The organism is Methylobacillus glycogenes JCM 2850, from assembly GCF_000617925.1.
Lineage (GTDB): Bacteria > Pseudomonadota > Gammaproteobacteria > Burkholderiales > Methylophilaceae > Methylobacillus > Methylobacillus glycogenes.
The window spans coordinates 1-10843 of the sequence record NZ_BAMT01000023.1; the positions used below are offsets into that span (position 1 = coordinate 1).

Sequence of the window (10843 nt, forward strand, 5' to 3'; positions counted from 1 at the left end):
CGCCTGTACCTCCGGTGCCACCTGCACCCGTTCCACCTGTGCCTGCGCCAGTACCGCCACCTGTGCCTGCGCCAGTACCGCCACCTGTGCCTGCACCAGTGCCGCTAGTACCCGCACCCGTACCTCCTGCACCTGTACCGCCAGTACCAGTGCCGGATGTACCCGTACCAGAAGCGCCAGAACCTGAGCTAAAGGTGCCAGTTGAACTGCTGCCCGTACCTGTACCGGTAGTACCTGTACCAGTGGTGCCCGTACCAGTGGTGCCCGTACCAGTGGTGCCCGTACCAGTAGTGCCCGTACCAGTAGTGCCCGTACCAGTCGTGCCTGTACCAGTCGTGCCTGTACCAGTCGTGCCTGTACCAGTCGTGCCTGTACCAGTATTAGTCCCGGTGGCCCCGGTACCTACCCCGCCCGCCACAATAATCGGTTGATCTACCCAGGCGGCTGCGGCAGGGTAAGAAAAGGCGGCAATCAGTAAGACGATGGCTTTTATTCTCATGTTCTTGCTCCTTATGTAAGGCGCTGTTGAAGGCGCTTAATGCAAAAATACATGGTTGAAAATTCATGACAGAAATTGCCTGTGCTTCAAGCATGTTTATAGGCCTGCCTGCGGCTATGGTCATTCGTCCCAAGTCCTAAATGCCTGTCGGACAAAGCCGCCCTCAGGCTTCCAAAAGCTTACTTACAGGCATCACAGTGGTGGCAGCGAGAGAGTTGCATGGCTGGCGCGGAGCAGCGCCCTTGTAGGTGATTCAGCCGATTTGTTGTAGGAAAAGCCATGCCAGCGCCATAGCAACGCTGCCTGGCGTGAGTGCTGATGCTGATGCGCGGCCATTCAAGTCAAATGAACAACACTTGCAGCCCTAACCCAGACGCGGCACTTTTTCACCCCGACATCGGTCATTTTCACAGCAGGCATTGCGAATCAAGCTATTTGCCAGCGCAGTATCAATCATGACTTTAGCCCAGGAGCCTCAGCCAGCATGTCAACCAAGCCTGACCCCTGTACCCAGCTACTCAATGCCACGCTCAGCGATGAGTTGCATGGCGATATGTTGCTTTCCGCCAAAAGCGCCAAATTGCGCTACATGCAGGACAGCAGCCCCGGCCTGGGCCGCAAGCGTGCAGCCAAGGGCTTCCGTTATATTGATAGCGAGGGCAAGCCCGTGCGCGATGCCGACGTGCTGGCGCGCATCAAGGCACTGGCTATCCCCCCAGCATGGCGCGAGGTGTGGATTTGCCCGCATGCCCATGGCCATTTGCAGGCCACTGGTATTGATGCGCGTGGCCGCAAGCAATACCGCTATCACGCCAAGTGGCGCAAAGTGCGCGATCAGGCCAAGTTTGAGCATATGGTGGATTTTGCCCTGCACCTCCCCCTCATCCGCGAGCGCGTGGCGCAAGATTTGGCGCGCCCCGGCCTCAATATGCACAAAGTGCTGGCACTGGTGGTGGCTCTGCTGGAGCAAACCATGATACGCGTGGGCAATGATGAATATGCCCGCAGCAACCAGTCATTTGGTCTCACCACCCTGCGCAATCGGCATGTGGATATCAAGGGCGGCAGCCTGGTGTTTCACTTCAAGGGCAAAAGCCGTGTAGAGCATGCCATTGAACTACAAAATGCCAGACTGGCCAGACTAGTGCGCCGCATCAAGGAACTGCCCGGCCAGGCACTGTTTCAGTATCTGGATGAAGACGGCCAACGTCACGCCGTCAGCTCCACCGAGGTGAACGATTACCTCAAGGAAATCAGCGGCCGCGACTACAGCGCCAAGGATTTCCGCACCTGGTCAGGCACGGTGCATACCTTTATGGCGCTGTCGGCATGTGAGCCTTCTGCCAATGACAGCGAGGCCAAGAAGAATGTGATGGCAGCCGTTACCGCCGCTGCACGCAAGCTGGGGAATACGCCGACCATTTGCCGTAAATGCTATGTGCACCCGGCGATTATAGAAACCTATCTGCTGGGGAAAGCATTTGCCGCTGGCACAGGTGAAGATGAGAGGGAGCAGCTGGCGCTGGCGGAGAAGAAGGTGTTGGAGTTATTGCAGGGGTATAAGGTCTAGCAAGCTGATGCGACTGGCGGGAGATTTGGTGGGCTTGTCTCACAACAATTGAAATCTAGTATTTGCAGCAGTATCGCCATGAAAAATGCCTGATGACTAGCCACTCAATGCTTGAACGCTACAAAACAAAAAAGCTAGCATTTGAACTGCCAGCTTTTTTGTTTTTGCGTCTCAAGGTTATCGTCTTCACTAATCTCTAGCGGAGAAGAAGGGTGTCAGTCCATCAAATGTCATTTTTTCGGGGGGGATAATGACTTTGCCTAAGCAGTGAAAACTCAACCCTGAGACAATCAAATACTATTGCTCAATTACTGTGCTAAGTGTTCACCATCGCTGCCTTGATCTGGCGTGGCAGGTGAGCATCCAGCTTGAAAGCCAGGATATTGCTGCGCTCTTGGCGGTTGGCCGCATAAATGCGCTGGTCTATCAAATCCAGCACGTCATCCACAGTCAGCACCTTGGCATAGGCTGAAATATCATCTCTTAGTGTTTTCAGCACTTCCAGGCTTTGCTGGCTATCGTAAATGGATTTCTCAATATCCCTGGCAAACATATGGGCTCCTGCATGATGAATTGGAATGCTTGCCATTCTAGGCAAACTCGGCAGTAAGGCTTAGTGGTCAGGGGCTGAGAATATTGTAGGAATAGGCTGACAAATCCGTCAGCCAGCCTAACGGGGATTTGCCTGAGTGGACGTACTGAGAATAGAGCGCATCATTGAGTTAGCTAGAGCCTTGGCCAGGGCGTTGAGCTGCGCAGTTGCCAGCGAGTAGCAGGGTTCAGGCTAGCTGCTTGCTCTCTTGCCTGTCTTGCCTATAACTCCTGCCATTGCGCATTGAGGGCAATGATGTCAGGCAGGCAGGTCTTGAGTGCCTCTACCACTTGCGGGTCAAAATGCTTGCCGCTTTGGGTTTCTATTTCGGCGATGGCGGCTTCTACGCTCCAGGCCTCTTTATAGGGGCGCTTGTTGGTCAGGGCATCGTATACATCCGCCACGGCAACAATACGCGCTTCTATGGGGATGGCTTCGCCACTGATTCCGGCTGGGTAGCCGCTGCCATCCCAGCGCTCATGGTGATAAAGCGCTACCGAGCGTGCCAGTTGTATCAGGGTTGAGGACGATCTATCAAGAATCTCGGCGCCTATCTGCGGGTGCTGACGCATCAGTTGCAGTTCTGCTTGATCCAGACGGCCGGGCTTGAGCAGGATGTAGTCAGGAATGCCAATCTTGCCGATATCGTGCATGGGCGCGGCATTGAGCAGGTCATTGGCAAACTCGGCGCTAAAGCGAGTTGCAGTGCCAGCCTGCGCGAGGTGTGGCTCATGCGTAATACATGCAGCCCGGTTTCGTTATCCTTGAATTCGGCAGCACGGCCCAGGCGTTGTATCAGCTCCAGATGCGTGCGGTGCAGGTCTTCAGCGCGCACCAGCGAAAGCTGGGTACGGGTTCTGGCTTTGACGATGGCGGGTGAGACTGGCTTGCTGATGTAATCCACCGCGCCGCAGGCAAAGCCTGCTGCTTCATCGGTTTCGTCGCTGAGCGCGGTGACAAATATCACCGGAATGGCCTGGGTGCTGGGGTCTGCTTTCAGTTGTTTGCAGACTTCCAGCCCGGTCATGCCTGGCATCATGACATCCAGCAAAATCAGGTCGGGCTGATCCTTGGCCACCAGTTCCAGCGCATCCGGGCCATTTTTGGCAAAGCTCAGGCGGTAATCATCCTGCAGGATTTTCTTCAGCACCTTGAGGTTGAATGGCTCATCATCGACAATCAATATTCTGGGCGGCAAACGCTTGGAGAGGCTGGCCAGGATGGAGGGTGGCGAGAGGGCGTCTTGATCGCTGGCAGAGGTGGGCGTTGTTGTTGAGGTCATAATGAAATGTTTCCTTACGCTTGCTGGCTCAGCAGCTGGTCTATCTTGATCAGGGCTTCTTCAAATTCAAAATCATTGAGTATGCCGACAATCACACGCAATTCGGCCTGCCAGCTCAGTGGTGCCTGTTTCAGCAAGGTGTTGAGCAGGGCATCATCCAGCGTGGCTTCGGCAGTGGCTGCACGCAAGGCCTGTAGCGATTGCAGTGCCAGAGCGTGCTGGTCAATGGACTCGGGTTCACCACTGTGCTCTGCAACATCGTCATCAATGTGCAATTTGGCCACCGCCTCGTTAAGCGCATGCCAGGATTCTTGCAGCACCCCCAGTAATACCGGGTAGGCATCCACATCCTCCGCCATGGCGGCATGCTCAAACTCACCATATATCTGGCACAGCCGGGTCAGCGCCAGGTTGGCGGCAACGCCCTTGCCTGCATGAGTCAGCTCGCGCAGGGCCAGGCTTTCGCCGTTGCGCGCAGCCATGGCAATGCTGTCGATATGGCGCAAGTGCTGTTGCACGAATTGCTGCAATTCATGGTAATACACGCTTTCATCGCCCCAGAGTGCAACGCCCCGTTGCAGGCTGAAATCGGCGCTGGGCAGGGGCACTTGAGCCAGTATCGCAGGGGCAGGATGCCCAGGGCTGCCGATCAGGCGCAGCATTTCCAGTGTCAGGTGCTCAATATCCACAGGCTTGCTGGCAAAGCCTTCCATGCCAGCTTCACGTGCCGCTATTCTGTCTTCCTCCAACACGCTGGCCGTCAGCGCAATAATCGGCGTGCGGCTGCGCTGTTCTGCATGTTCAATCTCGCGGATTTGCCGCGTGGCGCTCAGGCCATCCACCACAGGCATCTGCACATCCATGAGAATAATGTCGAAGTCCTGCTTGCGGAACTGCATCACGGCTTCTGCACCATTGTTGACCAGGGTCACCGCGTGATGATGTCTATCCAGCATGATGCGCAGCAGGTCACGGTTTTGTTTCACATCATCGGCCACCAGTATGCGCAATGGCCGTAGCGTATGCTGGCTGGAGATGACAGCCAGTGGATGAGCCTCGCCTGGCTTGAGCGGAATGATCAAGGTAAAGCAACTGCCTTCACCCTCGGCGCTGGTCGCAGTCAGTTGCCCCCCCATCAGTTCTGCCAGTTGTTTGCTGATGGTGGTGCCCAGCCCGGTGCCGCCAAAGCGTCGGCTCATGGTGGCATCGGCCTGGGTAAACGGCTCAAATATCTGCTCCAGGCGGTCGGCGGCAATGCCTATGCCAGTATCAGTGACATCAAAACGTATCAGGTCTGGGTGCATGGGGCGTACCCGTAATTGCACAAAGCCTTTGTCGGTAAATTTGAGGGCGTTGCCCAGCAGGTTGGTCAGCACCTGCTGAATGCGGTTGGCAGCACCCACGTAATAGCCTGCGGCCTCAGGGGCCAAGTCCAGCTTGAGTTGCAGGCCCTTACCCCGGGCTTGCAGCCATAGGGTGGAGACTATACTGTCCAGCAGGGCTGTCATGGAGAAGTTGATCATCTCCAGCTCCAGCATGCCTTTTTCCAGCTTGGCGCTGTCCAGAATGTCATTCAGCAAATGTAGCAGTGATTTGGCGGAATTGCTGATGGTGGACATATAGCTGCGCTGGGTTTCCTCCATGGGGGTATCCATCATCAGCTCGCTGAAGCCGATGACGGCGTTCATGGGGGTGCGGATTTCGTGGCTCATATTGGCCAGGAAGGTGGATTTGACGCTGGCGGCCTGCTCGGCACGCTCCTTGGCAATGCGCAAATCCTGCTCCATCAGTTTGCGTTCGTTGATGTCTATCATGAACATGATGACCTTGGCGACCTTGCCATCTACATCCAATACCGGGCTGTAAGCCGCGTGTATCCAGACCTGACGCCCGGCATTGCCCAGGCGCAGGAATTCACCCTGTACAAATTTACCCTGGCGCAGCGCACGCCATTTTTCCTTATAGCGTTCAGAGGAGGCGTCGGCGGCAGAGCAGAAAATCGAGTGGTGGTGACCACGTATCTGCTCCAGCGTGTAATCCAGCAGTTTGAGGAAATTGCTGTTGGCATCGAGAATAAAGCCATCAATGCTGAACTCGGCCACACTGGTGGAAAGATTAATGGCGTTGACGATGCTTCGTAGTCGGCATTGGTGTGCTTGCGCTCGGTGATGTCTATCATCACGCCATCCAGCATGATGGGCTTGCCCAGCTCGTCATACTGCGCAGCGCCGTATTCTGAAACCCAACGCTCCTCGCCCTTGCGGTTGAAGATGCGGTATTCCACCGAGTAATTGCTGCGGCTGCCCACCGCTGCTTCAACCTCTGCCAGAATGCGCGCGCTATCTTCCGGGTGGGTAATGGCAAGGAAATTCTGCCTACCCTGCAAAAAGTCCTCGGCAGACCAACCCGTGAGGTTGTAGACGGCGTCATTGATCAGCAGCATGCTCCAGTTGGTGTCGTACAGGCAGCGGAACACCACGCCAGGCATGGTGCTCATCATGGTGCGCAACTGGGTATCTTTTTCACGCACGGCGGCTTCCATGGCATGACGCTGGCTGAGGTCACTGACAAAGCCTACCAGCAGCTTTTCTTCTGGCAATGAGGCCTGGCCGACTGCCAGACGGATAGGAAAGTGATGCCCCGCCTTGTGCACCCCTATCAGGTCACGGTCAGTGTCTATCTGCTGTAGCAGGCTTTCACCCTGAAACTCCGGAATCAACAGCACCACGTGCTTGCCTATCACCTCATCGGCACGCCAGCCAAACAACACCTCGGCAGCCTTGTTGAACGACAGCACGATGCCGCGGGTATTGAGCGTGATAATGCCATCCACCGTGGTGGCGAGTATGGTGGAGAGCCGGGTTTCACTGGCCTGCAAAGTGCTCAGCATTTGCCTATAGCGCGAGAGGGCATTGATGGAAAGCGCCAAGAAACCAATCAGCACGGTGACCAGGGTCACGCTCAGCGCCATGGACATAGAATGGTCATTGAGTAATTTAAAGGCAGGGTCATGCGTGCCTATAAACCTGGCCGAAGCCATGCCAGTGTAATGCATGGCCGAGATGGCACCCCCAAGGAAGAAGCCGCCCAGGGGCACGCCCATGGAGGGTGGCAAAGTGCCGCGGGTGCTAAGGTAAATGCCCACCCACAGCGCAAAGGTGGCCATCACCACAGCCACCACGACTGAAAGACCAACCAGCCCCAGGTCAAACTGCAGCACAGGGGTCATTTTCATCGCCAGCATTCCGGTGTAATGCATGATGCCTATGCCTGCACCCACCGCGGTGCCGCTGACCAGCAGCCTGGGCAGCGTGGTCTTGCCCGAGAACAGCAGATTAAGAGCGAGGAAAGAAGCAAGCACGCCCGGCAGCATGGAGAGCGTGGTAATCAGTGGGTCGTAAGTGATACGCGTGTGCAGGGTATGCGCCAGCATGCCGATAAAGTGCATAGACCAGATGCCCACGCCCAGTGACAAAGAGCTGGCCAGCAGGGAAATGCGCCTGCCCAGAGGGTTACGGCCCTGCCCGGCAGATAACCGCACCAATTGCAGCGCCAGCGTGGCAGAGGCAATGGCAACAGCGCAGGAAAGCAGCACCAGCCAGGGGTCATATTCCCCGTGCAGCAAAGGCAACCCTGCATCCCCTTGATAAATATAGCGTGCCACTAGGTTTTCCATGTCTATTCCATCTGGCGTTATTTGGTATTTAGTTGGCTGGAGAGGCCATCAATCAATGAGTGGCGGATTGAATGGTGATGGCTAAACCCAGCTTAATGGCTAGCGCCTGTATTTTTAAGCTCTGTATTTTTACGTCTTATGATGTCATTTCTTGAAGCATTTTGCTTATCTTGCCTATCTTAAATCCGCCATTAATGAGTTGTTAAGCATCAATATCACCAAACCCATACCGCGAAATTAACGCTGATTTGCTGCCCAGGCAACAGTAGACGGCTTCACTTGCTGGTCTGGCAGCAATGCCCAGTGCTAACAAACTTGGCCTGCGCTGCACGTGCAGCCTTCAAGTACATGATATTAATGCGTTTTTGACAACCATCTTCCTCATGCGCATCCTTGGCGCTGATTGGTATGAATGTTGCCATGTCTAGTGTTCGGTGCTGAGCCCGGCACGCATGGCAGGTGCGGGGCCCAGATCCGGCTCGATTCGCTGCGCCAAGCGGCGGTGCCATTTCCCTAATCGAAAGCCAGACATGAAAAAGTCCTTGAATCAACGTGTGCATCACAGCCTGAATCACAGCGTGCATCGCACCCTGCTGACCCTGTTACTAGCAGCCGGCCTCAATGCCAGCGTGACTGCGCAGGCAGCCAATACCAACGACTCCGCCCTGATCAAGGCCATAGACCAGACCCTGGATCAGATTCAGCCTGAGATCATTGCCCTGCGCCATGATATTCACCAGCATCCAGAACTGGGTAATCGTGAAGTCCGCACCAGCCAACTGGTGGCAGAGCGCCTGCGCAAGCTGGGCCTGGAAGTGCGCACTGGCGTGGCCGTGACTGGCGTAGTCGCCGTGCTCAAGGGCGGCAAGCCCGGCCCGGTGATTGCCTTGCGTTCAGAGCTGGATGCGCTGCCTGTGCGTGAACAGACTGGCCTGCCTTATGCCTCTACCGCCAAGGGCGAGTATGAAGCAATGAAGTCGGCATCATGCATGCCTGCGGCCATGATGCGCATATCGCCATTTTGTTGGGCGTGGCCGAGGCGCTGGCCAAACATAAATCGCAGTTGGCAGGCAGCGTGAAGTTTATCTTCCAGCCCGCAGAAGAAGGCCCACCCGGGGAAGAAGAAGGCGGTGCCGCCCTGATGGTAAAAGAAGGCGCACTGGAAAACCCCAGGCCAGATGCCATCTTTATGCTGCACGTGAGCGCGGGTGAGTCTGGCAGCCTTTCCATTGCCAAAGGGCCGACGACTGCCAGCTCTGATCACTTCACCGCCAAAATCATAGGCGCGCAAACCCACGGGGCTGCTCCCTGGCGCGGTATAGACCGGTGCCGATTGCCGCCGAGATTATCCTGGCCTGGCAACAGATTCCCAGCCGTCATACCGATATCGTCAACCAACGCCCGCCCGTCATCAGCGTCGGCCGTGTGGATGGTGGTCAGCGCCACAACATCATCCCCGAATCCATCACCCTGGATGCCACCCTGCGCACCAAATCTGATGGACAGCGTGATGATGTACTGAAACGTCTTGAGCAGATTTCCACCCATATCGCCGAAGCCTATGGCGCGCACACCGAATTCAAGGTTGATCCACGCAACTGGCCTGCAGGCTTTAATGAGCCTGATTTTGTCGACAAGGTTATCCCCAGCCTCAAGAGTGCCGCCGCCACTGGCAACAAACCGTTCAAGGTCAGCACCACCTCGGGTTACGCTGGCGAAGATTTCTGGGCCTTTGGCAAAATCGTGCCCGCACTGGCTTTTGGCCTGTCGGTAACGCCACCGCATATCCCGGTGGCCAAGGCTGCATCCAACCACTCACCTTTCTTCTTGGTGGATGATGACGCGCTGATCATAGGCCAGAAAGCCTTTAGCCGTATCGTGGTCGATTTCCTTGCCAACAAGGGTTATGGCATCAAGAAAAAAGCAGAATAAACAACACCACATTAATTCAGAAGAAAGCGCTAACGCTTCATTTAAAGGGGAATCGCCTGCCTTGCCATGCAGGGGCAGGCGATCATGAGCGCCGTCCAGCCCGCAAGGTTGAGCGGCGTTTTTATTGTGCCCAGAGCGAGTGTTGCTTGGCGTGCATCAGCCCGGGTCTGCTGTTGAAAATTCAGCAGCGCTAAGGAGTAGTGGCGCTGAAGAATAAATACGTTTTTTGATGGCAGAAGATTTAAATCCTTTGTAGACAATGGCATAGCATCACTCTCAGTTCTTTTTATGTGCAAAAGCACCCTGCCCCGGCTTTGGCATGGTGCTTGCGCTGACTAGTCATTGCCGCGCTGGCGTCAACCGCCAGGCCAGACAAGGCCAGTTTTTAACCATAAGGAATGATCATGAGTGAATCGCGTACCCCGGAATACCCCATCAACCCCGTTTTTTGCAACGCTGGTCACCGCGTGCCTTCAATAGCGAAACCATCAGCGATCAAGCCCTGTTCAGCCTGTTTGAAGCCGCAAGATGGGCACCTTCAGGCAACAACTCCCAACCCTGGCGTTTTATCTACTTCAAACCCGACAGCGCCAACTGGCAGCAGGTTGTGGAATTAACCAATGACAACAACCGCCGCTGGGCCAGCAATGCCGGGGCCTTGCTGCTGCTGTTATCCAAGACCAGCCACGTACGTGCTGGCGATACCGAGCCCAGCCCCTTGCGTAACCACTCCCTGGATGCAGGCGCAGCCTGGGCCAGCCTCTCCCTACAGGCAGTGCATGATGGCCTGATTACCCATGCCATTGGCGGTTTTGATAGAGAAAAAGCGCGGGAACTGCTGCAAATACCCGAGGTTACCATATTGAGATCTTCATTGCCGTGGGCAAACAGGCACATAGGGACAGCCTGCCGCCAGACCTGCATGCCCGGGAGCAGCCTACGCCGAGAAAGCCAGTGCAGGAGTTTGTGGCTAGAGATGGGTTTGGATTTGCAGGATAGTGATTTGAGGCGCTGAGGCTCCTGTTGTGAGGGTAATAGCGGGAGGGGAGGGTCGGGGGGGCTTGACCCCTGCCCCCGCTGACGAGAGATCTTGTTTCGCCTTGCCGGGCGATGCAGACAAAATTAATCGAGCTTATTTACCAGTGTGGCAACTTGATCCGGAGCCTTTGACTTTCCCTCCCGTTTAGACCCGCCGAGTAGCGCAGGGTTTATCGGATCAGGGCGCGCGACTGTCTGAGCGCAGCGAGTTTGAGCGTGACCCAGAAGAATGTATGCAAGCCGAGCAACGCAGG

The 10843-nt window shown here is 55.7% G+C and carries 10 protein-coding genes and 2 pseudogenes; 5 read left to right on the forward strand and 7 right to left on the reverse strand.

From position 1 onward, the window contains the following. Window positions 1-499 (reverse strand): hypothetical protein (locus JCM2850_RS22120; protein WP_199898387.1); only part of this gene is annotated, 499 nt, incomplete at its 3' end. Between the two features lie 484 nt (window positions 500-983). Here JCM2850_RS22120 and JCM2850_RS15870 point away from each other — a divergent pair. Then, window positions 984-2069, forward strand: coding sequence for a DNA topoisomerase IB (locus tag JCM2850_RS15870; protein WP_025873105.1), 1086 nt, complete (start codon window positions 984-986; stop codon window positions 2067-2069). Window positions 2070-2385: 316 nt separating this feature from the next. Here the strand turns inward: JCM2850_RS15870 and JCM2850_RS15875 are convergent, their stop codons facing one another. The 5 genes and pseudogenes from JCM2850_RS15875 to JCM2850_RS23200 all read right to left on the reverse strand — a co-directional run. Next, window positions 2386-2622 carry a hypothetical protein gene (locus JCM2850_RS15875; protein WP_025873106.1) on the reverse strand — a complete coding sequence of 79 codons (237 nt, stop codon included), beginning with the start codon at window positions 2620-2622 and terminating at the stop codon, window positions 2386-2388. 260 nt (window positions 2623-2882) lie between these two features. Continuing rightward, window positions 2883-3314 carry an HD-GYP domain-containing protein gene (locus JCM2850_RS24340; protein ID WP_439645880.1) on the reverse strand — a complete coding sequence of 144 codons (432 nt, stop codon included), beginning with the start codon at window positions 3312-3314 and terminating at the stop codon, window positions 2883-2885. Continuing rightward, entirely contained in the window at window positions 3233-3943 is a 711-nt protein-coding gene (locus JCM2850_RS24345; protein ID WP_439645881.1) for a response regulator, read from the reverse strand. The genes JCM2850_RS24340 and JCM2850_RS24345 overlap by 82 nt, the downstream gene beginning before the upstream one ends. Window positions 3944-3957: 14 nt before the next feature. Beyond that, a complete protein-coding gene (locus tag JCM2850_RS23195; RefSeq protein WP_234406317.1) occupies window positions 3958-6045 on the reverse strand; it encodes a PAS domain-containing hybrid sensor histidine kinase/response regulator in 2088 nt (695 codons plus the stop codon). A gap of 92 nt (window positions 6046-6137) precedes the next feature. Beyond that, window positions 6138-7619, reverse strand: a pseudogene (locus JCM2850_RS23200) (MHYT domain-containing protein); the annotation flags it as partial. Between the two features lie 542 nt (window positions 7620-8161). Between JCM2850_RS23200 and JCM2850_RS22125 the strand changes: the two are divergent. From JCM2850_RS22125 to JCM2850_RS22130, 3 genes and pseudogenes are all read left to right on the forward strand, one after another. Next, window positions 8162-8698: a zinc-binding metallopeptidase family protein gene (locus tag JCM2850_RS22125; protein ID WP_234406318.1), complete on the forward strand. Its 537-nt coding sequence runs from the start codon at window positions 8162-8164 to the stop codon at window positions 8696-8698. Then, a pseudogene (locus tag JCM2850_RS24215) lies at window positions 8605-8850 on the forward strand (M20/M25/M40 family metallo-hydrolase); the annotation flags it as partial. The gene JCM2850_RS22125 and the pseudogene JCM2850_RS24215, both read left to right, overlap by 94 nt. Window positions 8851-8945: 95 nt before the next feature. After that, a complete protein-coding gene (locus tag JCM2850_RS22130) occupies window positions 8946-9551 on the forward strand; it encodes a peptidase dimerization domain-containing protein (RefSeq protein ID WP_199898389.1) in 606 nt (201 codons plus the stop codon). Between the two features lie 41 nt (window positions 9552-9592). Here JCM2850_RS22130 and JCM2850_RS15900 read toward each other — a convergent pair whose 3' ends face one another. Beyond that, entirely contained in the window at window positions 9593-9811 is a 219-nt protein-coding gene (locus tag JCM2850_RS15900; protein ID WP_159105194.1) for a hypothetical protein, read from the reverse strand. 188 nt (window positions 9812-9999) lie between these two features. On the opposite strand from JCM2850_RS15900, the gene JCM2850_RS20080 reads away from it, so the two are divergent. Beyond that, on the forward strand, window positions 10000-10566 hold the full coding sequence (locus tag JCM2850_RS20080; RefSeq protein WP_234406319.1) for a nitroreductase family protein: 567 nt from the start codon (window positions 10000-10002) through the stop codon (window positions 10564-10566). The last annotated feature ends 277 nt before the right edge of the window (window positions 10567-10843 follow it).